Source organism: Verrucomicrobiota bacterium, from assembly GCA_037139415.1.
GTDB lineage: Bacteria > Verrucomicrobiota > Verrucomicrobiia > Limisphaerales > Fontisphaeraceae > JBAXGN01.
Genome location: JBAXGN010000012.1, coordinates 41,953 through 65,663 on the forward strand (window position 1 = coordinate 41,953; position 23,711 = coordinate 65,663).

At 55.9% G+C, this 23,711-nt stretch carries 23 protein-coding genes; 16 read left to right on the top strand and 7 right to left on the bottom strand.

Going from position 1 to position 23,711, the window contains the following annotated elements; translation table 11 throughout:
* Positions 1-11: 11 nt before the first annotated feature.
* The 5 genes from WCO56_03630 to WCO56_03650 all read right to left on the bottom strand — a co-directional run bounded on the left by WCO56_03630 (position 12) and on the right by WCO56_03650 (position 3,589).
* A complete protein-coding gene (locus WCO56_03630; GenBank protein ID MEI7728630.1) occupies positions 12-896 on the bottom strand; it encodes a sugar phosphate isomerase/epimerase in 885 nt (294 codons plus the stop codon).
* A gap of 19 nt (positions 897-915) precedes the next feature.
* Positions 916-1,446 carry a Rieske 2Fe-2S domain-containing protein gene (locus WCO56_03635; GenBank protein MEI7728631.1) on the bottom strand — a complete coding sequence of 177 codons (531 nt, stop codon included), beginning with the start codon at positions 1,444-1,446 and terminating at the stop codon, positions 916-918.
* A 55-nt stretch (positions 1,447-1,501) separates the two neighbouring features.
* Entirely contained in the window at positions 1,502-1,966 is a 465-nt protein-coding gene (locus tag WCO56_03640; protein MEI7728632.1) for a tRNA (cytidine(34)-2'-O)-methyltransferase, read from the bottom strand.
* Positions 1,967-1,970: 4 nt separating this feature from the next.
* Positions 1,971-2,789: a tRNA pseudouridine(38-40) synthase TruA gene (gene truA / locus WCO56_03645; protein ID MEI7728633.1), complete on the bottom strand. Its 819-nt coding sequence runs from the start codon at positions 2,787-2,789 to the stop codon at positions 1,971-1,973.
* Between the two features lie 152 nt (positions 2,790-2,941).
* Entirely contained in the window at positions 2,942-3,589 is a 648-nt protein-coding gene (locus tag WCO56_03650) for a DUF6580 family putative transport protein (GenBank protein ID MEI7728634.1), read from the bottom strand.
* Between the two features lie 69 nt (positions 3,590-3,658).
* Here WCO56_03650 and WCO56_03655 point away from each other — a divergent pair, with 69 nt between their 5' ends.
* The 7 genes from WCO56_03655 to pheS all read left to right on the top strand — a co-directional run bounded on the left by WCO56_03655 (position 3,659) and on the right by pheS (position 9,751).
* A complete protein-coding gene (locus WCO56_03655; protein MEI7728635.1) occupies positions 3,659-4,420 on the top strand; it encodes an RluA family pseudouridine synthase in 762 nt (253 codons plus the stop codon).
* 78 nt (positions 4,421-4,498) lie between these two features.
* Entirely contained in the window at positions 4,499-5,563 is a 1,065-nt protein-coding gene (gene argC, locus WCO56_03660) for an N-acetyl-gamma-glutamyl-phosphate reductase (protein MEI7728636.1), read from the top strand.
* A gap of 39 nt (positions 5,564-5,602) precedes the next feature.
* A complete protein-coding gene (locus WCO56_03665) occupies positions 5,603-6,631 on the top strand; it encodes a glycosyltransferase (GenBank protein ID MEI7728637.1) in 1,029 nt (342 codons plus the stop codon).
* Positions 6,632-6,720: 89 nt separating this feature from the next.
* A complete protein-coding gene (locus WCO56_03670; protein ID MEI7728638.1) occupies positions 6,721-7,851 on the top strand; it encodes a Xaa-Pro peptidase family protein in 1,131 nt (376 codons plus the stop codon).
* Positions 7,852-7,999: 148 nt separating this feature from the next.
* On the top strand, positions 8,000-8,215 hold the full coding sequence (gene rpmI / locus WCO56_03675) for a 50S ribosomal protein L35 (protein MEI7728639.1): 216 nt from the start codon (positions 8,000-8,002) through the stop codon (positions 8,213-8,215).
* 44 nt (positions 8,216-8,259) lie between these two features.
* Entirely contained in the window at positions 8,260-8,631 is a 372-nt protein-coding gene (gene rplT / locus WCO56_03680) for a 50S ribosomal protein L20 (protein MEI7728640.1), read from the top strand.
* 115 nt (positions 8,632-8,746) lie between these two features.
* On the top strand, positions 8,747-9,751 hold the full coding sequence (pheS, locus tag WCO56_03685; GenBank protein MEI7728641.1) for a phenylalanine--tRNA ligase subunit alpha: 1,005 nt from the start codon (positions 8,747-8,749) through the stop codon (positions 9,749-9,751).
* 129 nt (positions 9,752-9,880) lie between these two features.
* On the opposite strand, the gene WCO56_03690 is transcribed toward pheS, so the two are convergent.
* Entirely contained in the window at positions 9,881-11,233 is a 1,353-nt protein-coding gene (locus WCO56_03690; GenBank protein ID MEI7728642.1) for a hypothetical protein, read from the bottom strand.
* A 647-nt stretch (positions 11,234-11,880) separates the two neighbouring features.
* On the opposite strand from WCO56_03690, the gene WCO56_03695 reads away from it, so the two are divergent.
* From WCO56_03695 to WCO56_03730, 8 genes are all read left to right on the top strand, one after another.
* Positions 11,881-12,651, top strand: coding sequence for an ATP-binding protein (locus WCO56_03695; GenBank protein ID MEI7728643.1), 771 nt, complete (start codon positions 11,881-11,883; stop codon positions 12,649-12,651).
* A gap of 267 nt (positions 12,652-12,918) precedes the next feature.
* Positions 12,919-13,269: a type II secretion system protein gene (locus WCO56_03700; GenBank protein ID MEI7728644.1), complete on the top strand. Its 351-nt coding sequence runs from the start codon at positions 12,919-12,921 to the stop codon at positions 13,267-13,269.
* A gap of 78 nt (positions 13,270-13,347) precedes the next feature.
* The gene (locus WCO56_03705; protein MEI7728645.1) at positions 13,348-13,701 is read left to right on the top strand and encodes a prepilin-type N-terminal cleavage/methylation domain-containing protein; all 354 of its coding nucleotides are present in this window, start codon (positions 13,348-13,350) and stop codon (positions 13,699-13,701) included.
* 201 nt (positions 13,702-13,902) lie between these two features.
* On the top strand, positions 13,903-15,627 hold the full coding sequence (gene xrtU / locus WCO56_03710) for an exosortase U (protein MEI7728646.1): 1,725 nt from the start codon (positions 13,903-13,905) through the stop codon (positions 15,625-15,627).
* Entirely contained in the window at positions 15,624-17,072 is a 1,449-nt protein-coding gene (locus WCO56_03715) for a tetratricopeptide repeat protein (protein ID MEI7728647.1), read from the top strand. The genes xrtU and WCO56_03715 overlap by 4 nt, the downstream gene beginning before the upstream one ends.
* Positions 17,073-17,138: 66 nt before the next feature.
* On the top strand, positions 17,139-17,879 hold the full coding sequence (locus tag WCO56_03720) for a glycosyltransferase family 2 protein (protein ID MEI7728648.1): 741 nt from the start codon (positions 17,139-17,141) through the stop codon (positions 17,877-17,879).
* Between the two features lie 8 nt (positions 17,880-17,887).
* The gene (locus WCO56_03725) at positions 17,888-18,607 is read left to right on the top strand and encodes a methyltransferase domain-containing protein (protein MEI7728649.1); all 720 of its coding nucleotides are present in this window, start codon (positions 17,888-17,890) and stop codon (positions 18,605-18,607) included.
* A 41-nt stretch (positions 18,608-18,648) separates the two neighbouring features.
* Positions 18,649-20,826 (top strand): hypothetical protein, encoded by a 2,178-nt coding sequence (locus tag WCO56_03730; GenBank protein ID MEI7728650.1) that lies wholly within the window; start codon positions 18,649-18,651, stop codon positions 20,824-20,826.
* Positions 20,827-20,886: 60 nt separating this feature from the next.
* Here the strand turns inward: WCO56_03730 and WCO56_03735 are convergent, their stop codons facing one another.
* Entirely contained in the window at positions 20,887-22,458 is a 1,572-nt protein-coding gene (locus tag WCO56_03735) for an IMP dehydrogenase (GenBank protein MEI7728651.1), read from the bottom strand.
* A gap of 209 nt (positions 22,459-22,667) precedes the next feature.
* Here WCO56_03735 and WCO56_03740 point away from each other — a divergent pair.
* Positions 22,668-23,711: hypothetical protein (locus WCO56_03740; protein MEI7728652.1), on the top strand; the 1,044-nt coding region annotated here is incomplete at its 3' end.

A 23,711-nucleotide genomic window follows, 5' to 3' on the forward strand; every position in this document is an offset into this window, starting at 1 on the left:
GCGCGTCCGAATCAAGCGGCATGCAGACCATCGTACCGGATATCCAAATCCGCCAGCGTCAAACGCAACCAAGCCAGTGAATCCTCAATCATAGGGCCACCCATGCCTTCGCACTCGATGCTCAGATTACCATTAAACTTATGGTCGCGCAGCAATTTGAGGCATTCCCGGATGTTATCCGCATTGACCCCACCGCCCAACGGACATTGGCTGACCGCGATGCCCGTTTGCCCACCCCGCACGGCACGCGCCAAAGACTCTGAGACATCTTTGACATGCACGTGGCTCACCTTGGTGATGAACCGCTTCAAGAACGCCACCGGATCCTGTCCGGCGATAAACGTGTTGCCGGTATCCATATTCAGGCGCAGCAGCGAACTATCCACAAACGCCAGCATCTCCGCCATGCGCTCGGGTTTGGTGGTGAAATAGCCGTGCGGCTCGATGTTGACAATGATATTATGCGCCTCCGCCACCCGCAGAATCAACTGATAGCTTTTCTTCATCTGGGCCATGGCGTCCACTTCGCTGATGCCATCCGGTTTGTGCAACCCATCCGTGGTGTCCACGCAGGGGCACCCAATCTGCGCCGCCCAAGCGATGGATTTCATCACGTACGGCACGCCGCGCAACGGACCGTCCTCGTTGGAAAGCGGATAGGCGGCATCCACCTGGGAGAACCGCACCCCAAACGTCTCCATTTTTTGCCGGAGCAAAGCTGGATCCTCATACAGGGCGACGTGCGGTTGGTACCCCAGCCCGTGAATCCAGCTCACCCCGTCAATCAAACCACATTCGATCTGATGCACCCCGTTGCGTTGCGCCCATTGCAGGCATTTCTCAAACGACCAGTATGCGGAGTTAAACGCATCTGTATGGAAACCAATCGTCATCATAATAGTTGCTCCCTCTTCGTTACTGAACCGCGAGATAACTGCGTTTGTCGTTCCACTCGTTCTGCGGAAATTCCTGGTTGGGATTCACCAACACATGCCCCTGATCGTTCAGCGCGATGGCGAAACGCGGCAAGCCGCGCTTTACCGGGCCGCCCGTCGGCACGCCACCAGGCGTGAACACCGCATCGTGACCAGTGCATACAATCCGGTTGGCATTGCGCGAATCGCGCACGAGAAAGTTGCCCTTGTGGGGACAGGTGGCAATCGTGGCAAAGAGACGTCCTTGATACCGGATGACAAAAAAGTTGCGATCCACAAACTTCTCCGAAATACCATCCTTGGCGTACTCTTTGAGAAGTCCGACATCTACCGGCTTGCCAATGCCGGCAAAGGCGCGGGAAGCGCCGCCGGTGCCACAAAACAGACAACCGGAAGTGACGACCACAAACTTCCGCCGACTCATCGCCGGTTTGGCATCGCGTAGCTGCGGTGTCAGCCCCCCGGCTTGAATGGGGCCAGAACTTTCAGAGTTGTTATCCATACTGGTCATACGAAAAGACTATGCCGACCAACAGTGATGTCAAACGGGAATTCAAGCTCATGGCTTACACCTCACGTTGGAAACTGTGCTGCCGAAGCGCCTCAAACAAGACCAAGGCCACGCAATTGGAAAGGTTCAACGACCGGGCTTCTGGATTGAACATGGGAATCCGCAGCCAATTATCGCGATTCGTTTCCAGAATGGATTTGGGCAAACCAGCGGTTTCCCGCCCGAACACCAGAAAATCGTCAGGCGCATACTGCACTTCCGCGTAGTGGTGCGGCCCCCCGGACTCAATGAACCAGAGTCGGGCCTGAGCGGGGAGCGCGGCGTGAAACGCCGACCAGTTTTTCCAGCGATGCCAGGTCACGTGCTGCCAATAGTCCATGCCGGCGCGCTTAAGATTGCGATCCTCCAATTTAAATCCGAACGGTTCCACCAAGTGCAGGCAGGAACGGGTGGCGGCGCAGAGCCGCGCCACGTTGCCGGTGTTCGGCGGGATTTCTGGTTCAAGCAGCACGACATTCATGGGGTCATTCCTCGGATTCCGGGGCGGGCGCCGCCAAGCCGGGTTCATAAAAAACCTTCCACAAAACCAACCCATGCGCCGGGGCAGTCATGCCCGCCACCCGCCGATCACGCGTGGTCAGGATGGCCTGCAAATCCTCCGCGCGCAGCTTCCCCTGCCCCACCTGCACCAGCGTCCCGACCAACCCGCGACACATCTTATAGAGAAACCCATCCCCCTCCACAATAAAGGTGAGCAGCGGACCACTGCGGCGGATATCCAGACGCCGGAGCGTTCGCACCGTGTTGGGGGCCGCGTAATTACGACTGGCGGCGAACGACTTAAAATCATGGGTGCCCAGCAAGGCATGGGCGGCGGCACGCATCGCTGTCAGGTCCAATTTTTGCGGCACATGCCACACGATCAGACGCAACAGCGGGTTATGCGCCGGCTGATTCCAGACCAGATACCGGTATTGCTTGCCAGAGGCGTTAAATCGGGCGTGAAAATCCCCCGGACAACGCGTGGCAGCCATCACCCGCACGTCCTCCGGCAAATGCGCGTTGATGGCCAACCTTAATTTGGTCGCCGGCATGCGAAGTTCGGCGAGGGGAATATCCACGTGGGCCACCATGCCAAGGGCGTGGACCCCGGTATCCGTGCGGCTGGAACTGTGAATGCGCTGGACGCTGGGAAACAATTTGACCAGCGCCTCCTCGACCTTCTGCTGCACGCCCAAACCAACCTTCTGCACCTGCCACCCTTGGTAACAAGTGCCATCATAAGCAATGGTCAATTTAAAACGTACGGCATCCACCGCCGCAGCATGAACGCGGCCGCCCACAGCGGTCAAGCCGCGACTTTCCGGCGAGCGCGGAACAGGTGCCGCTCGTCCATGGCAAAACTCCGCCACGCAACCCAAGGGATGGAAAGCAAAAGGAGAGTCCCGCGCTTCCAAATATTTTCCCGCCCGATTTCTGCCAGACAGCGGGGAGGCTACGCCTTGGTTTCCTGGGGTTCCTTTTCGCCATCGGCCACGGGCGATTCTTCCTCGGCTTCCTCGGGTTCCTCCGCCTCGCTTTCGGCGGCTTCGCTCAGTTTCATCGCGCCGGCAAACAGCCCGGTGAATAATCCGCCGCTGGTGAGCGTGTTGATGAAAAACTCCCAAGTGGGTGGGTAGCCGGGCGTGCCGCGCGAGAGCGCCTGGATCCAGCCCGCGAGGGTTTTCGGATAGGCCGGATCAAAGAGCCAGGAAGCGGTATTGGTGACCAGGTAGAACAGAATGGCCCCCAGAATGCCGCCCCCCAGGAGGGCATGAAAGGCGGTTTTCCGGGAAAATCGTTTACCCAGCCAGATGAGCACGGGATACGCGAGGTAATTGGCCAGCAGGAAAATCAGCGTGGCCGGGTTGAAGGTGTCAATGCCCTGAACGTACTTATAATAGAGGTTGAGCAGGAGGTCCGTGGCGGCAAAGGTGACGAACGGGAGCCACCAGGCCATGCGACCGGGGAAATAGACCCCCGCGCAGAACGCCAGCGCGTAAACAGCGCTGAAGTTCGGCGGTAACAAGCCGGGAATGCGGGTGATCGCGGCCACCAGCATGAGGCAAATCACGGGCCACCAATGGTTCTGCTTTTCTTTCAACGCCGGCTATGGTAAGGAATCGGCCGCCAAAATACAAGTGTACAAGCGTACAAGAATTTATCCGCCCTGATGGACCCGATGCTGGATGTCATTTATGAAGATGCCGAGTTGTTGGTGGTCAACAAACCGGCGGATTTGGTATGTCATCCCACCAAAGGGGACGTGTATTCCAGCCTGATCAGCCGTGTGCGCCTGCATTTGGGGGCGGCGAGCCATCCGCAGTTGGTGAACCGGCTGGATCGCGAAACGACCGGGTTGACCTTGGTCGCCAAGACGCCCGAGGCCGCCCGCGAATTGCGCCAGTTATGGGAGGGGCGGGAGGTTGCCAAGGAATACCTGGCGATCGTTCACGGGCAGGTGGCCCATGACCACGGCATCTTGGATGCCCCGCTGGGGCGCGACCTGGAGAGCATGGTGGCGATCAAGGATGGAGTGCGCCCCGACGGCGCCCCCGCCCTTACGGAGTATTGGGTGGAAAAGCGGTTTCTCCGCGCGGTGCCGGTGCCCGAGGATGCGGCGCAGCAGGGCCGCCGGCCGTTCACGCTGGTGCGGATCCGGCTGCATACCGGGCGCAAACATCAAATCCGCATTCACTTTGCCCATGCTGGGCATCCCATTGTGGGCGATAAAATCTACGGCGGCGACGAACAGTTGTACCTGGATTTTGTGGTGGGCCGGTTGAGCGCGGCGCAATGGCGCAAACTGATCCTGCCCAACCACGCCTTGCACTCCGGGCGTCTGCGTTTTACGTGGCGGGGTAAGGACTGGGAGTTTGCGGCCTCCCCCGAGGCCTGGTTTGGACAATTTTTGGCGGAGCCGGCAGGGGAATAGGCCGTCCGGCCAATAAAACGATGCATTCGGACGTTGCAGTTCGCCGTCGCGGCCTTTAAAACATCCCCACGTGCATTTATGAAACGTACATCCGTTAAAGTTGCTATTGTCGGCGCCTCCGGTTATTCCGGCGAGGAACTGGTTCATCTGTTGCTGTCGCATCCGCAGGCAGAACTTACCGCCGTGACGTCGCGGCAATATGCCGGGCAGACGCTGGCGCAGGTGTTTCCCAAATATGCGAGTCATCCCAAGGCGCGGGCGTTGCGGTTTACCGAACCTAACGCGGCGCTATTGGCCAAACAGGCGGAGGTGGTGTTCCTGGCGCTGCCGCACGGAGTGGCGGCGGAGTTCGCGGTGCCTTTATTGCAGGCGGGATGCCAGGTGATTGATCTCAGCGCTGACTTCCGCCTGCGCAGCGCCGCCGTGTACCAGGAGTTTTACGCGCATGAACATCCCGCTCCCGACTTGCTCGACAAGGCGGTTTACGGGTTGCCGGAGGTGTATCGCGAGGCGATTCACGGCGCGATGCTGGTGGCGTGCGCCGGGTGTTATCCCACGAGCATTCTGCTGCCGCTGATCCCGCTGTTGCGCGCGAAGTTGATTGATCCGGGCAGTCTCATTGCGAATTCATTGAGCGGCGTCAGCGGCGCGGGACGCAAGGCGGAATTGGATTATCTTTTCTGCGAGTGCAACGAAAGTGTGCGGGCGTATGGCGTGCCCAAGCACCGGCATCTCTCGGAGATTGAGCAGGAACTGTCGTTGGCGGCGAACCGCAAGGTCGTGCTGCAATTCACCCCCCACTTGATCCCGGTGAACCGCGGGATTTGCACCACCATCTGCGCCACTCCAGTGGCCGGTGGCACGGCCAGCGAGCTTAAAACGCTTGGTGAACAGGTGGCGGCCAGCTATCAGGCAGCCTATGCCCAGGAGCCGTTTGTGCGCCTGCTCGAAGGCAAGGCGCTGCCGGACACCAAGAATGTCGTGGGCACCAATGTGATCGAAATCGCGTGGCGGCTCGATCCGCGCACCGGGCGGCTCCTACTGTTCAGCGCCGAGGATAATCTGGTGAAAGGCGCGAGCGGACAGGCGGTGCAATGCCTGAATATCCTGTGTGGCTTCCCCGAAACGGCGGGGCTGCTGTAGCGTGAAACTGGAACCGGCGGCGACAGGTTCCGGATGAGAATGTCAGGTGTCACTACCATGCCGTTGGTATCGGTGGTGTTGCCCGTGTTCAATGCGGCGGGGACGCTGCCGGCCGCCGTCGCCAGCATCCAGCGGCAGACGCTGGCGGACTGGGAGTTGTTGGTGGTGGAGGATGGTTCCGTAGATGGCACCCTGGGAATTGCCATGGGCTTGGCGCGCTGCGATTCGCGGATTCGGGTCCTGCCACAGGCGCATGGGGGCATTGTCGCGGCGCTGCAGCGCGGCATGAGCGAAGCGCGCGGAACATTCATCGCGCGCATGGATGCGGACGATGTCTCGCATCCGAACCGGTTGCAAACGCAGGCGGCCTTTCTCCAGGCCCATGCCGAGATCGGCCTGGTGAGTTGCCTGGTGGCGTATGGTGGGGAACGGGCGGCGAACGAGGGATACGCGTTGCATGTGGATTGGCTCAACACGGTTTGTACTCCGGCGGCGATTCGCCTGAACCGCTTTGTGGAATCCCCGCTGGCGCATCCTTCGGTCATGTTTCGTCGCGACCTGCTCGCGCAGCACGGCGGTTATGCCGCAGGAGATTTCCCCGAGGATTACGAGTTGTGGCTCCGCTGGCTGGAGGCGGGGGTGGGTATGGCCAAGGTGCCGGAAATACTGCTGACTTGGCAGGATGGCGCACAGCGGCTTTCACGCACGGATGCGCGTTATGGTTACGAGGCGTTTTACGCGCTTAAAGCCCATTACCTGGCCCGGGAAGTCCAGCGTTTGCTATCCGGGCGGGATCTGTGGATTTGGGGGGCGGGGCGTCCCACGCGGGTGCGGGCGGAACAACTGACGGGACACGGGATGCGGATTAGCGGATATATTGATATTGACCCCAGGAAGGCGGGGCGAAGATTTCAAGGTCGCGTGACGGTGTTGCCGCCGGACATTCCCGCGCGGGAAACGGCGTTTGTGGCCGGCTATGTCGCCAAACGTGGCGCGCGGGAATTGATTCGCGCACAGTTGTGCGCGCGCGGTTTTGTGGAAGGCCGGGATTTTTTGATGGCGGCGTAGTTGGCAGGAACGCTAATGGGGCGAAAAAGATTTTCTTTCTTGGTTTGACACTCGGGCGGTTTGGGTTTTGGATTAACCAACCCATTGGCATGAAACGGGAAAATTTATTAATGGTGGCCGATAGCGAACGCGATGCGAACATGCTCTACGCGGTGGACATGTTCGTGCCGGACCCGTTTATTTACATGCGTCTGAAGGATCAGGGGTACGTGGTGATGAACGACCTAGAAATTGAGCGCGCGCGGAAAGAATCGCGCCAGAACCGCGTGTTATCACTCAGCCGCTATCAGCAGGCAGCGTTGCGTAATGGGGACGGACGCCCCAGCCTGGCCCAGGTCATTTGCATGGTTATGCGGGAGCGCCGCATCAAGAAGGTGTTTGTGCCCGAGAGCTTCCCATTTGGGTTGGCACGCGAGTTGCGGCGGCTTGGGGTGAAGGTGAAAATCAAGGATGGACTGTGTTTCCCCGAGCGCGCGTTTAAACGGGCCGATGAGGTGAAGAAAATCAGCGCCGCCCTGGTCATGGCGGAAGTGGGGTTGGCCGAGGCGATGCAGGCGTTGCGCAATAGCAAGATTGGGCGCAACCGTCAATTGATGTATCGCCATGCGCCCCTGACTGCGGAGCGGCTGCGCGCCATCATTCATACTGCCGTGTTTCAGGCGGGCGGTACGCCCTGTCACACAATTGTGGCGGGCGGGCGTCAGGGGTGCGATCCGCATGAGGAGGGGCATGGAACACTCCGCGCCCACGAACCGATCGTGGTGGATGTGTTTCCGCGCTCGCAGAAAACCGGTTACTTTGGAGATATCACCCGCACGGTGGTCAAGGGGCGGGCCAGTGAGAGAATCCGGGGTATGTACCAATCAGTGGCGGCCGCCCAAGAACTCGCCTTCAAACACTTGCGCAATAAAACGGTCTGCGCGACGGCACACGAGGCGGTGGTGTCCTTTTTTGACAACCAGGGTTACAAGACCGGGCGAAAAAATGGCATGATGCATGGATTTTTTCACGCCACCGGGCATGGGGTGGGATTGGAAATACACGAAGCCCCGCGGATTGGCGTGCAGAGCCGAGATGTTTTGCGGCCCGGCCATGTGGTCACAGTCGAACCGGGGCTTTATTATCCGGAACTGGGCGGTGTCCGGTTGGAGGATGTTGCTTTGGTCACGGGCAACGGCCCAAAAAACCTGACGAAATTTGAAAAAGTATTGGAAATTTGAGGCGGATTAGGGCGCATGGCGCGGGGGGACGGTGACCGTTTCAGGGCCTCGGACGGCCAGGGTATCAAAAAAAAGTTCAAATACCGCTTGATTCAATCCGGTTATCACCCTATATTTCGCGCTCTTTTAAGAGAAACTGTATTATTATATGCGTCGTCCGAAAGGAATCAAAACGAATAAGTCAGTGGCCAAGCGTTTTAAAATAACGGCCACGGGTAAAGTGCTGCGTACGCGTGCCGGACGTCGTCACTTACTGCAGACCAAAGGCCCAGGCCGTCGCCGGAATTTAGGCAAGCGAGCGGTGGTGGACTCGACGGATACTCAACGTATCCTGAAGGCGCTGCCGTTTAGTCACCGAGGCTAGGCTCACTGTCATACTTCATTTTACTTAACCGAGAATAACACACCATGCGAGTTACCAACGCACCCGCCTCTCGTAAACGCCGTATCCGGATGATTAAGGCCGCCAAAGGCTTCCGGATGCGCCGCTCCAAACTGTATCGTTACGCCTCAGATGCCGTGGATCATGGCCGCCAGTACGCGTATCGGGATCGCCGCCGTAAAAAACGCGAATTCCGTTATCTCTGGCAGGCCCGCATCAATGCGGCTGCCCGTGCCGCTGGCATCACCTATAGCCGTTTCATCGAGGGGCTGAAGGCCGCCAAGGTGGCGCTGGACCGCAAGATCATTTCCGACCTTGCCGCCACGGATGCCGGGGCGTTTGGCGAACTGGTTAAGATCGCTCAGAATGCGCTCAAGACCAAGGGCGTCAAGGCCTAGGACAGTCTTCATTTTATTGCCAACGGGCGGCCAGCAATGGACGCCCGTTTTTTTGGTTTAAAACGTGGTGTTTGGGATTGCCAAGCTTGAATCGTAAATGGACACTTGCCCCCCTATGAGTTTTCTGGATCAAATTGAACCGGTTAAACAGGCGGCCATGGCGGAATTCGCAAACGCCACTGACCTTGCGCTGCTCGAACAAATCAAAGGCGCCTATCTGGGCGGTGGCGGAAAGTTCACGGCACTAATGAAACTTCTGGGCGCGTTGCCCAAGGAGGAAAAGCCTGCCGCCGGAAAAGCTGTCAATCTGGCCAAGACGGAATTGGAAGCTGCGCTGGCCGCGCGTCGCAGTGAACTTGAATTAAAGGCCGCCCTGCCCAAGGAACCGACGGATTTCACCCTGCCGGGGCGCCGTCGCGCTTTTGGACGTTTGCATCCGCTGACCCAGGTCACCGAGGATATTGTCAAAAGCTTTCGCAAAATCGGCTTTGTCGTTGCTGATGGGCCGGAGGTTGAGGGCGAGTATCATTGCTTTGACGCGCTGAACACCCCGGCGGATCACCCGGCCCGCGATTCACAGGACACCTTCTACCTGGAGGCGGCAAATCGCCCTTTGTTGCGCACGCACACTTCCTCGGTCCAGATTCGCGTGATGGAGAAAATGCCGCCGCCGATTCGCATTGTGGTGCCCGGACGCGTGTATCGGCGGGACAACGCGGATGCCACGCACAATCCAACGTTCCATCAGATTGAAGGCTTGTATGTGGATAAAAACGTCACGGTGGGGGATCTCAAAGGGACGGTGGAATTTGTCTTCAAGGAACTGTTAGGGCAGGATGTGAAGATTCGATTCCGTCCGCATTATTTCAGCTATACCGAGCCGAGTTTCGAGATTGATTTTAGCAGCGCGCTAGTCAAAAAGATGGGCAAGGAATGGCTGGAGATTGCCGGCTGTGGTATGGTGCATCCACAGGTGTTCACCAATGTGGGTTACGATCCGGAACAGTGGACCGGCTGGGCGTTTGGCTTCGGCATCGAACGCATTGCCATGATTCGTTACGGCATCAACGACATCCGTCTCTTTTACGAAAACGACACCCGTTTTCTACGGCAGTTCTAGCTCGTATTTTTCGCCAACGTTGGTAAACCGTCAGGCACAGAGGCGAATTTGGCAAGAATCGTTTGATCCGCCTCCTTCCGCGACAGAAACGCGGTGATAACGTGGCAAGCCGGGACTGGAAAATGCCCGCTACCTTCCATGTGGTTCCAGCCTTGCCTCATCACTAACGGGATTATTCTGAGGTCGCGGTTTTGGAACGGCCATAGCCAGCCGGGAAAGCGTAAGATAGTATGGGATAATGAGGAGCAAAAGAAAGAAGTTGGGTGCCCACCTGGTATGGCCAGTCAGCTGTGGTAACCAGCAAAGCAGAACGTGACAACCCAAGAGCATGATCACATCGCTTCGGCTCAGCTTCCAGCCAGCCCTGCAAATGAGATACGGCAGGGCAATCCAGAATACTGGCCAACCGTAGCCAATGAGTCGTTCGACCCAATTTCCCAAGACTGGCCCCAGAAGCCAGGATACCAGTCCATATAGAAATGCCAATTGAATCGCAAGTGGCAGTTCAACGAACAACTCCCGCCAGCGTCGCAAAAATCGAATCAGCAGGAGCGGACCGATACCGAACAATGTTAACAGGAGAACAAACGTATTCAAAGGCATTTGCCATCGCAGAAGAACTCCAACTTCCTTGTCAGCCCCGATTCTCAGATAAGTTGGCAGGAGCCACTTTATGATCGGCTCGCCAACATCCGTGCGCACATCCGACCAGACCACAATGCCCAAAACATTACCTAGGAAGTTATAAGGCACTTTGGCGGCCAGATAGAGAAAATCGGGGATTTTATGGATATTCGGCTGCCCCAGCTTCGCAAACAGTGAAGTACTCACTACCCCAAGGAACAACACGCCCAAGCAGCCCCAGAATAAGAGTTTATGGCGACGCAAATATCCAACGCCTGCTCCTAAGAGGCACAGCACCAGTGTGTTTTCGCGCGCCAGGAAGGCGATGAGGAGCACTATGAGACTCCAACCAATCCGTTCTTTCAGGAGCAAAAGGAAAAAGAGCGAAATTAAAGCGACGTGAAACAGGTCCGGGATATAGCCCATTTCAAGCCCCTCCATCGAAAACGGCGTGATCAGGAGTGGGATTGCCAACAGTGGATGCCCGACCGTGATTTCCAAGCAGTTCGCCAGACAATACGAAAGCACTGCGAGTGAAAGGATGCTTAAGATGAGAAACGCGGTCGGCAACTCAATGTGAGCTGCGTCAGCCAGACCCTTTGCCAGCAAAGGATAGAGCAAACGTTTGGAAAACGGTGAAGCAACCTCGGCAATTCTTCCCGAGGCCATGGCAAGGTATGACTCGCTATCAATCGCCGCCGGAAAAGGCAGGTCCAAGTGCCTATAGTCAAGGGCCACGGGCATGACCTTGTGCCAGCGAATTACCACCAAACCCGCTAATACCACCAGAAACACCACCAGCATCCTTTGCCAGGCAAAGCTTTTGGAAAGTGAGATTAATAATGGATGATGTCTCATACTAAACAGATTTGGTCTCGCGACGTCGCATAACGCAGCGGAAAAGGCACATAATGCCGACCAACACAAAACCAAAGCCTGAAAAAAGGAAGTGAACGAGGAGCAAATTGTAACAAGAAATGAACCAACACGCGCTGGAGCAAGTCGCGGATGGTCCTTTCCTCGTTGGCCAACGGCATCACCACACCAAACTTGGGTCGTCTGGTTTGCTCTGTAACGCTTGGGGTGGTGAGTATTTTTTCGTTCACTGGCGCATCAACTCTCGGTCAAACTGATGGTAAACAGGCCCTTGCCGACACCCATCGCCAATTGGCACCGGGCGGCTCCACCTGCTTAACACTCTTCACGCCGGTAATATTCTATGGGCCGTAGTGACTTTCAAGCCTTTTTTTGTTTTTTGGCGCAGGTGAAGCAAGTGTGTGAGCGACCGGTATTTATCCACCTTCAACCTTGCAATGGACTGATTATTCTGCTTTTCAACTGCGGGCGGGATAGTATGCTCGCGTTGCTAAATGGAAATCGAAATAACAAAACCATTGTCGTTGAACATCAATCAGTTGGCGTGGCTTGATACGCATAGCTTTCTGAATTTGCTGAATGTTTTTTACGCGGAATTGGATTTCATTTCGGCGCTGGTAAAGGAACCGATGGCCTTGCCGCTGACCAAAGGGCATTTGAAACAAATTGCCTGTGGATTGGAGGATCCCAATTCACAGGGGAAACTCACCACAGAAATTGAACGGCTTGAATTCGAGTTCAAGACTGAATTGGCCAGGTTGGAAGCTCGCTACCTGGGGATGGACAAACATCCGGACATGGTCGCATCCCTAGCCAATATTACTTCCTTGATTCGCGTGATTTGGTGTCGCGTGGCTGAATTTGAACATCGAAAGCAGGCTGCGGAGATATGGGAATCGCCAACCATTGAGGAGGTTCGACGGAGCCTAGTGGAATTTCTGGATGCCATGCAGCGTAATGCCAAAGGACGTTATCGCGTTGTTCTTGAAAGTGAGAATAAACTGGCTGGGGATTATCGGGTGGCTTTGGAAATTCGCAGCACACATGGTTCCCGCATCACCTTGCCTCCGATTATGCAGGACGTAACCCGTGATCTGCTGGCGAATGCCCGCAAGTACACTCCGCCAGGTGGTACAATTCAGGTTCATTTGATTCAGGATGATCCAGCATTGCGCTTGGTCGTGAGTGACAATGGACGCGGAATACCCGAAACAGAATTGGATAAAGTGGTGGATTTTGGCTATCGTGCTTCAAATGTCAGGGACATCCCGACCAAAGGTGGCGGTTTTGGACTGACCAAGGCATATTGGGTTACCAAACGGTTGGGCGGCAGATTCTGGATTCAATCCATTTTGGGTCAAGGTACGCAAATTACGATCCATATTCCCATGCCAAGTTAAAACATGGGTTAACTGGCACTCACTTTTTTTCCAGTATGGCATATAACATGCTACATTGGAACCTGTGATTAAACCGGTTGGGCAGCATTACACTGCGGCTGAATGAAATAGTCTCATTGATCCGTTGCGTTTTACAGCAATTATGGTAGGTTAATCATAACGGTTGGCATACGGTAATCAGTGAACGAAGATTGTACTAATAATTGGACTGTATGCCTTGTTCACGCCGTGTACGGTAAAACAAAAAACATAGAAAGAACAAAGCACATGAAACTGCAAACCTCGCGCCAGAGCGCCTTCACATTGGTAGAAATCATGATCGTTGTGGCGATCATCGGCTTATTGGCCGCCATCGCCATTCCGAACTTCGTGAAAGCCCGCACCACGGCCCAGAAGAATGCCTGCATCAACAACTTGCGGCAGATTGATGGTGCCAAGGAACAGTGGGCGCTCGAAAACAAGAAAACCTCGTCCGACACCCCTGTGGACAGCGATCTGATCGGGGCCACCACGTATATCAAACAGGCACCGTCCTGCCCGGGTGCCGGCACGTATTCGTTCAATGCCGTCGGGACCAAGCCGACCTGCAGTGCCGCAACCAGCGATCATACCCTGTAATTGTAGGGTTGACTTCAAAGCTTGGAGGGGGGGCTTCCTCCTCCCTCCAAGCCTTTTCCAGTTCAACCGCGATGACTTATGATCGCTAAGCGTTATTGGTCCAGTCAAGCGTTCACTTTGATTGAGATAATGATCGTCGTGGCCATTATCGGCGTGCTGGTGACGACCGCCTTGCCGTCCTTTATGCATGCGCGTGTTAGCGCGCAAACCCGTGCGTGCGGGAATAACTTGAAACAAATGGATGCCGCGAAACAGATGTGGGGAATGGAAAATGGGAAAAGCTCGGCGGACGTGCCGACTGAAAGTGATCTGATTGGCGCTACGCTCTATTTGCGGAAGTGGCCTAGTTGTCCGGCAGGAGGGACGTACCAGTTTAACGCTGTAGGGGTGCCTTCGACGTGTACAGAAATTGGACATACTTTGACTCCCTGACCATGGCATTGGCTGGGTAGATCATAAATAGCTTTGATAGTCGTTGTTTTGTCTGGTTCATAGCAACCAGACTTTTTTATTTGGCAGCGATCATGACCGGTGCGTTCTGATGAGGCACCGGCTTCATTATTTACAGAGTGAGGCAAAGAGATACGCATTTTCGTTGTTTTCTTTGGAGAAATATCTGATAAGTTCCTGTTGATGGCTGTTTTACCAAAAAGTGTGGTCGCAAACGGGGATGAAGATGGGCCAACTGGTGAGGGGGGGGCGCACCAGTACCGTTGGGTACTGCTGAACGGGCTGCTTTTATTGCTGGCTTTTGGGCCAGCATTGATGACCTATGGCCGTGACTTGTGGAATCGCAGCCATTATCAGTTTTTTCCCGCTGCCATCGCTGGTGCGTTGCTATTGGCACGCCGCCAATTGATTGAAATGGAGGATAAGCCGGCGCTGCAGCCAACTTCACCCGGCATGGCGAAAACATTTTTTGCCGGTGCATTGTTGCTATTGGTGGTGGGGACGGTTTGGTGGTCGCCCTGGCTTGGATACATAGCGGCCTTGGTCACAAGCGCCGCGATCCTGATCATGGTGGGTGGTGGTGCTTTGCTGAGGAAACTCATGCCGCCTTTGTTGCTGCTGGCCATCTTGATTCACCCACCGCTCAACTTGGATCGGGAATTTGCACTTTGGTTGCGGGGTGTGGCGATCCGCTTCAGCAGTTGCCTGCTGGATACCATGCAGGTGTCGCACTATGTTTCGGGCACGGTTATTGAAATTCCTGGATTCAGCATGTTGGTCGAGGAAGCGTGCAGTGGCATCACTTCGATTTTCACGGTCATGGCCATGGCGTTATTCCATGGTTTGTGGAAGAAACGGCATCCCGTGCATATCGCCCTCGTGGTGATAACGGCAATGAGCCTGGTGGTGTTGGGTAATGTTTTTCGGATCAGTTTGGGTGCGTATTTGACGCTGCGTTGCGATGTGAATTTGCTTTCAGGATGGGCGCATGAAATTCTCGGGCTGCTTATGTTTGGGTTTTACCTGGCCGCGATTCTTAGTGTGGACCGCCTATTGCTTTGCGGGCAGCGCGACACGCGCCAGGAGACGGAGAAAGCCATGGACGCCTGGGAATCGCAATTCAACATGCACCAAATATCTCACCAGTTGTCACAAGCCGCCATTCACGCGTTTTCGGAGCGATGGTTTTTCAGAATGATGCTGGTTTATGCGGGAGTAGGGCTGATTCAATTTGCTTTGTTGGTGACGGACGCGTGGCCACGCTACGCCACCCCGCTGGCGGTATTTGGCCCCAGTCTGAAACCGGATGCGCCTTTGGTGTTGCCGGTAACCCTTGCTGGTTGGAAACAATTAACCGATGACCCGGAGACACAGTCGCGTCCGGGCTTGATGGAAATCGCGGCGATGAACTCCAAGTTGTGGACTTTTTACAAAGATCGGATGGTATGTGTGGTGGCATTGAGTTATCCCTACCCGGGTTTTCATGATTTGGGCGTTTGTTATGCGGGCCGCGGATGGGAACTTAGCGAACCGGTATATCGAACCGAAGGAACGTCCGCTGAAAAAACGATCATCGAATTCGATATGACCAAAAAGCCGGTTACCAGCGCCTTTTTGCTCTATGGAGCCTTTTCCGAGGATGGCCACTGGCATCCCCCTGATCTGACCCAACGCTTGCTGACCAGGTTGGGAATCTCGTTGAGCGGACATGCCCAAGCGATGACGTATCAGGTGCAACTTTTATGCATCAACTATCATACGCTTAGTCCCTCCGAGAAGGCGCAGGCGCTCAAGCTCTTTTTGGGAACGCGACAACTCCTGCTTCAGCAAGTGCTGACTCAGTTGAGGCGGCCACCGGCGGCCAAGTCCAGCGTGCTCCCCGAACCATCCACCGCGCGCCGCCCATGATTCTATTTTTCACCGATGAGTTCATGGAACGGCTAACGGCTTGGTGCCGAACCTGGCGGGTGGGTTTTTGGTTGCAACTATTTCCAGCGATGGCCGCCGGGATTGGCTGGCTGTTGGTCGCCGTAATCATGGCGCTCCATTCGCCAGCGCGGGTGGAAGCGCGTTACATCAGAATGGCAGATGAAGCCCTGGCCGGCGAGGATTACGTGAACGCCCGCATGGCCAGCGAGCGGCTGTTGAAATTGGACAGCCGGGAACGCGAGGCGCACGTGCTGCGATTGGCAAAAAGTCTGGCCGGACAGGGGAATGTGGAAATGGCTTTGGCGGTGGCGACCCAAGTGGCGCCGGAGGGGAAGCCTGGTTTTCTGCCCGCCCGCTTGTTCATCGCCCGGACCATCCTGGGCATCCACGATGCGAATCCCAAATATTTGGCGCTGGCTGAAAAGCATCTCAAGCAGGTGTTAGCCGTTGTCCCTGATTCCGATGAAGCGCAGTTGTTGTTGGGACAATTCTATTGGCGGGTGCGCGACTGGAACCAAGCGCTGACGCAATTACAGCTTGTGTATCCCAAACGCCCCGAGGCTGCCTTGAAGTTATGCTCGGTTTACCTCGCCTTGAACAATCCGGAAGAAGCCCGGCGGTGGGCGGTCCTGGCGGCCGCGCATTTTCAGGGCGAGGCGCAAAAGCAACCCAAGGAGTGGCTGCCGCGGTTGCAATGGTCGGAAGCGGAGCTGATGCAAACTCAGTACGTCAAGGCACTGAAAATACTGGACGAGGGTCTGCAATTGGCCGAGCACAAAGCATACCATCAGTTTGCCGTGAGAATTTACTCCGAAATGGTGTTAAACCAGCTTAACCAATCGCCCACCAACCTGGTGGAACGCTTGCAATTGCTTCAGCAAGGGCTGGCCCATGACCCGCAAAACGAATTTCTGCTCATGCAACTGATCCGGCTGACCCTTGAAGAAGGGGGAAAAGAGGGGCCAGCCCAGATGTATTTAAAGCAGCTATACCAGAATGCACAAAACAAGGCGGTGATCAACTATTGTTGCGGCATGGATGCCTGGCGGAGGAATGATTTGCAAGACGCGCGCGTCTATCTGATTGGCGCCTATAACCGGGATCCGGATAATCCGATTGTGGCCAATAATCTCGCCTACCTCTACGGTTTTGGCAATCCACCCGATCCCGCGCGTGGTTTGGACATGATCCAACGGGTAGTGGGCGCGCATCCGGAATCACCGGTCTTTCGCGAAACGCGGGGACAACTGCTGGTCAAGCTTCAGAAATGGCCGGAGGCCGTCAGTGACCTGGAGTTTGCCCGCCGCTATTTTACCAATAGCCCCGCGTTGTTCTCCTCGTTGGCGGAGGTATATCAACAACTGGGAAAAACCGAATTGAGCCGCCAATATCAGCGCCTGGCCGAATCCATGAAGCAGCCGTAGCCCGCATGGAAATGCCTTTGAATATGCTTGAAGCGCCTCCGGAAATGCTCTACTAGATTCATCGCGATGAGCATTAATCATCAGGCGCTGGATATCCACTCCAACACGGAGATTGCTCCGTGTCTTGCAGTCGTGGTGCCAGTTTATAATGAAGCCCAGACCGTGGTTTCCCTTTTGGAAGCCGTGCTGGAACAGCGTCCGGTTCTGGAAGTGGTGGTGGTGGATGATGGCTCGCAGGACGGCACCTGGCAGGTATTGCAGCCGCTGGCCCAAAAAGAACCGCGGATCAAACTGTTTCAACACGCCAGAAATCAAGGCAAAGGAGCGGCGTTGCGCACCGGCTTTTCCAAGGCCACTGCACCCTTTGTCATCGTGCAGGATGCCGACCTCGAGTATGATCCTGCCGAGTATTATCTGCTGTTGAAACCCATTCTGGCAGGCAAGGCGGATGTGGTTTTTGGCTCGCGTTTTCTGGGTTTTGGCGCACATCGCGTGCTGTATTTCTGGCACTCCCTCGGCAATTGGCTTCTGACCCTGTGTTCCAACATGGCCACCAATCTGAACCTGACCGATATGGAAACCTGCTACAAGGTGTTTCGACGGGAGATCATTCAGAAGATTACCATTGAGGAAAACCGGTTTGGGTTTGAACCGGAAATCACCGCCAAGGTCAGCAAGCTGGAGGTGCGTATTTACGAGACGCCCATCTCTTATTATGGCCGCACGTATGCGGAAGGCAAAAAAATCGGCTGGAAGGATGGCTGCCGTGCCATGTGGTGCATCTTTAAGTACAACTTTTTTCGCTAGTGCGATCCATGGCATCCAATCCGCCCAGGGTGGTACCGAGTTCCGAATTTGAATTCGATGCGTTGGGGGAAGCCCATAATTATCGGCGAGCATTAATCCAGGAGTTTGGGGCGTTCCTGAAGGGGAGGGTGATTGATGCCGGGGCGGGGATAGGCCAGGTGACCGAGTTGCTTCAGCGGCAGGCTGGCGTATGCGAGGTGCTGGCAGTGGAACCAGAACTGACTTTTTGTCAGGCGATTGAACAACATCTGCCAGGCGTTAAAGTGTTTCATGGCACAGTCGCAAACCTACCGCCCACGACTTCCTGCAACGTCCTGGTTTGCATCAACGTGCTGGAGCATATTCAAGATGATGCAGGCGCATTGCGGGAGTTCAACCGTATTCTGGCCAAGGAGCGGGGCGTACTGTGTCTGTTTGTACCCGCCGGCCCGGAAATTTTTACGCCCCTAGATCGTAAATATGGGCATTACCGCCGCTATTCCAAATCGGAGTTAAAGCGAAAATTGGAAGTGGCGGGCTTTGAACTCTTGCGCTTGGATTATTACAATTTTCCCGGATACCTCGCTTGGTGGCTGTTATTTCGGGTGTTTCGCCTGCGACGACTGAGGGCCGGCGGAGTGAAGTTGTTTGACCGCTATTTATTTCCCGTGATACATTGGTTTGAACGAAGGATTGCACGACCGCCCTGCGGACAAAGTCTGATCGGTGTTGCGCGTCCGAAGCCATGAAGAATCGGCTTTCCATATTATTGTTTGTATTGGTCAGTATAATGGCCGCCCTGTTTGTTTACCGGGATGCCATTTGGGGGAGTTCGTTGCTGGCACCGCTGGATATTCCGGGCACAATTTTTGATAAGTTCCGACACATGCCACGGAACGCCTCCGGTATTCCCAACAACCATTACATCATTGATCAAGTCACGTTTGATCTGCCCGTGCAGACCACCGTCTATGAGGCCTGGCGCAACGGGGAGATACCATGGTGGGATCCTTATACCTACGCCGGGCGTCCGTTGTTGGCGGATGCGCATATCAATGGCACCGACCCGGTGCGGATTTTGTTATACCTGACGCTGCCGTTTGAATACGCGTATAATTGGACGTTGATTCTGCATTCCTTCATTTGCGGGCTGGGATTGTTTGTTTTGCTGCGCCATTTCCGCTTCGCAAACTGGATCTGTATTTTTTTGGCACTCGCCTGGCAGTATGGCGGCGGATTTGCCCTCTGGTTTGGGCATCCTTGGATTCAGGCTGCTTTTTCTTATTACCCATGGCTCTGGTTGGTTTGGGATAAAGGAGTTCAGGGGGAGTGGCGGCGGCAACTTATACCGGCTGCGCTGCTGATTGCGGTGATTTTTTATGCGGGCAATTTGCAATCGCACACCTACGAAGGGTTGTTTGCCATGGCTTTCCTCTTCGGCTATGCGGGATTGAACTTGGAAACCTGGCGGAAAACATTTCCCCTGGTGTTCTTCTCCAACGTTGCCGGAGCTTGTCTGGCCGCGCCGGTGTTGGCCAATCAGGTCGAGGTGTTTCTGATCGGCTTGCGTACCATCAACGTAGATGTGGCCACGGTGCATTCGGGCGGTCTGATGTCCCTCACGGGGGTGCTTCCCTGGATGATGGGCACCTATCGCACGCTTGATCTTTCAAAGCTGGTTGGTTCTACCTCCCTGGCCTTCGGTTTTATGGTTTTCATTGGTTCGGCGGCGTTCTTGCTGGCCGGGTGGGCGGTTTGGAAAAATCGGGATGCCACTCGCACCCCATTGCGGCGTACCGCCATGTGGCTGGTTTGCATCTACTTTGTGATTGTTTCAACCCGGCTATACAACGTTTTTTACAGCCGCAGCACCGGTTTGCCCTTGCTGGGATTCGCGGTCCTTGCCGCCCTTGGCGCTGAAGCTTTGTGCGCCGCTAAAATTAATCGCCGAGCCGGCACGGTGATGTTGGTGTTGACACTGGCGCTGGCCGCCGGACCGAATATCGTTGGATTCGTGATTTATCCCCACTATCAGGAGAAAGTCCGCCAACAGTTGTTGGAACAGCAGGCCCGCCAGGCGTCGCTGGACTCATTGCCGGCCTTGCGTCATTTCCAGGTGGATAATTGGAACCGGGAATCTACGTTCAGGAATCCAGAGATGATGGTGGCTTGGTTGGGCGTGCTGTTGCTGGGCGTGTTGTTCTGGCGTCCCGCTTGGTTGGGCCAGCCATGGAGTATTCCCGTGCTGCTGCTCTTGAATCTGCTGCCGGTATTAATGTTTTACCAACGATTTATGCCGCGCTACCCGATGGCGCAATGGGAGCAGTTAAAGGCGGGCGGACCGGAGCAGCAACGTGTCCTGCCGCTGTTGGCTCGTCAGCCGCTGCGGCTTTATGAGAAATCCCCGGCCATTTCCAGCATGTTGTTTCCCAATGCCATGTCGCACTTGTACCATATTCATACAGTTCACGGATATTCCGCCATGCAACCGCGCAGCCTGTACTTGATGGAGAATGACGCGCGTGCCGCACTCGGCAAACCGATAGCGGACTACGATTATGAAACGCTGGCGGGTGGACGGCCAACCGGGATTTTGCACACCAATTTTCCGGGCAAACTGGCGCGGTTTCAATGGAGCGGGTTGCTGGAGCGTCCGATCCAAGTTTCTGCGGAGAGCCTGAATCATATTGAATTGGCGATTGGCCCGGGCCCCATCGCCACGCTGCTCTGGACCGATACTTATTATCCAGGGTGGCACGCTGAATTGGATGGAAAACCGTGGGACATCGCATTGAAAAAGCCTTGTTTTAGCCGTTTGGAAATCCCCTCGGGCTCGCATCGTCTGGCTTTGCATTATCGTCCGCATTACCTGCCGTTCAGCCTGTGGCTGGTGGCGTTCGCTGTCTCGGGCCTCATTGCCGCTCTGCCGATGAAACGTGAGACCAAGGCTCCAATGGCAACGCCCTGACGGTGTTTTTCTGCAACTAATCGCAGGGCGACTCCTGCCAATCCGCAATCAATACCCGGCTTAAGTTGGCGTTGCGGTCTTGATTTCCACCACATCGTGCGGAGCAGATTCCCGCATCCCGGCGGTTGTGATTTGAGTAAACCGGGCTTTCTCGCGCAACAGCGCGAGGTTGGCCGCTCCGAGATAGCCCATGCCGGATTGAATGCCGCCAATGAGTTGGGTCAGCACCCGGTTGACCGAGCCACTGGATTCCTTGAGCGCCTCGATCCCCTCGGCCGCAACTTTGCGCGTGGCATCCGTCGAGTGACCATACCGGGCGGCGGAACCCGCTTTCATGGCGGCCAGACTGCCCATGCCACGGTATTTCTTATAATACTTGCCGCCGATTTCGATGACTTCCCCGGGCGCTTCATCGCAGCCGCCAAAGATGCCGCCGCACACGACCGCGTGGGATAACGTCAACGCTTTCACGATGTCACCGGATTTCGTAATGCCGCCATCCGCAAGAATGGTGACGCCCTTTTTCTGCGCCGCGCGCGCACACACATACAGCGCGGTAAGCTGGGGAATGCCCACGCCGGCCACCAGGCGCGTGGTACAGATGGATCCGGGACCCTGGCCGATTTTGATAATGTTCGCCCCGCAATCGGCGAGATACTCCACCCCGGCGGCACTCGTGACGTTGCCGGCGATGATCGGGAGTTTGGGAAAGGCACAGCGCAACATGCGCACGGATTCCCCCACGCCTTTGCTAAAGCCATGCGCGGTGGATACGGCCACCACATCCACGCCGCGCTCGACCAACCCGGTGACATGCGCCAGGATGCGGTCGCGATCCAGCTCGCCAAACGCGTTGCGCGTGGCGGAGACCGCCGCGCCGCACAGCAGACGCATTTTCGGGTCACGGGACGGCTTGAATTGCGCGTTTTTTTCCTGAGTGATGCGCTCCAAGTCGCTCATGGTGAACAGCCCGCAAAGACGGTCCTGCTCATCCACCACCATTAACTTGTGGATGCCGGGATGGTCGGTAAAAAATTTATCAGCGCGCGCAATCGGGTCGCGGCCCAGTTCCTTCTTGCTGATGGTCTGCACCTGGTTGCGTGGCGTCAGCGTTTCCGCCACCTTGCGCATGGCGTAGCGGGGTTTGACTACATGACCCGGCAGCAGACCCAGCAATTGGCCGGCGGCATCCACCACCGGAAACGTGCGGAATTGGAATTTACGCTGCTCGACCATTTCAAGCACCTCACCGATCAACTGGTCGGACGTGACGCGAATTGGGTCTTGGATGAGCCCATGGACGTGATGTTTTACCCGTGCCACTTCCGAGAGCTGATCCTTCTCCGGCATGTTGTAATGAATCAGCCCCAGGCCACCGTTGAGCGCCATGGCGATCGCCATGTCCGACTCGGTGACGGTGTCCATATCCGCCGAAATGATGGGGATATTCAGGCTGAGCCCTTCGCACAGCGTACTGCTGAGTTGGGTGTTGCGCGGCAAAACTTCCGAATACAGCGTGGCCAGCGTCACGTCATCATACGTGAGCGCCACTTGCCGGTGCGCCTTAAAAAATGCATCTGCCGGCTGGAAAAATTCGCCGTCCAGTTCGTTGACTTCGTATTTGGTCGCCATGGGAGATATTTAACGCCATGGCTGCTTATGGCAAGGGGAAACTGAGGTCCATAAAATCCACGGCTAATAAACCTTCCGCAAAGTTTTATCGCGTGGTTTTCAACTGGTAAACCGGCAGTATTGTCCGGTCCTAAACCCGAAAAGCAAAAAGACTGTTCACAGGTCCCCATTCAGGTTATGTTTCAGGGCATGTCGGTGATACGCATATTATGAGCACGTTCAAGCCTGCCTTGCTATGGATGGGGCTGGGGGCCGCGCTGCTGTGGCAGATGCCGGCCATCCCGGCGACTGAACCGGCCGCCAACCCCAATCATTTCTTATTCGTCGTCAACACTTCCAGCGCGATGAAAAGCCGGGCAAGTTACGCCGGCCTGGTGGTGGCGGACATCATCGAACGCGGTGCCAACGCGCGAATGCGGAGCGGGGACACCTTCACCATCTGGACCTACGGCGACGACGCGCGGACCAACACCTTCGCGGAGCAACCTTGGTTCCCCGAATCGCGCCGACAGATCAGCAACCAGGGGTTCTACCATCTGAATAACCTGCGGTGGAGCGGCAAAGCCAACCTCGGCAATGCCATGGCCAAGGTGACGGCGGAAATGGCCGTCCGTAAAAACCTGTTTGTCTATCTGATCACCACTGGCGAGGAAACCATGACCGGCACCACGTTTGACGGAATTCTTAATGAGACTTGGCAAAAGAGCGCGCCCGATATGCGGGAACAGAAAGGGGTATGCGTCACCGCGCTGGTGGCCGAAAATGGCACTTGGGTAAATTGGGCGGTCGGCATGGGCCGACCACCGGAGCCGATTCGGGAAATTGCGCATAACCTGCAATCTCCTCCACCACCCGCCGTAGTCACCAATGCGGTGACCGTCATCGTAAAACCAGAGGTGAAGGCGGTGGAAAAAACGGCGGAAAAGCCCAAAAACGCCGGTTTTGTCATGCATGCCAACACGATCGTTTCGAGCCCCATCCAGCCTGAGCCGCCGAAGCCGCCCAAGATTGAAACCACCCCGCCGCCGCCAGCCGCAAACACCTTGGTGCTTCCACTGCCGCAATTGGAGCCGAAACCGATAGAAACCGTCCGTCGCACTCCGCCGCCCGCACCCGAGCCACTCGTGGTCACTCCGCCGACCAAAATCGAGCCGCTTACCCCGCCGCCCGTAGCACCCCCGGTTCAATCGCCACCAGTAACCCTGCCGCTTTCCCTAAATCCACCTGAGCTGACCGCCGCGGAAATCAAACCC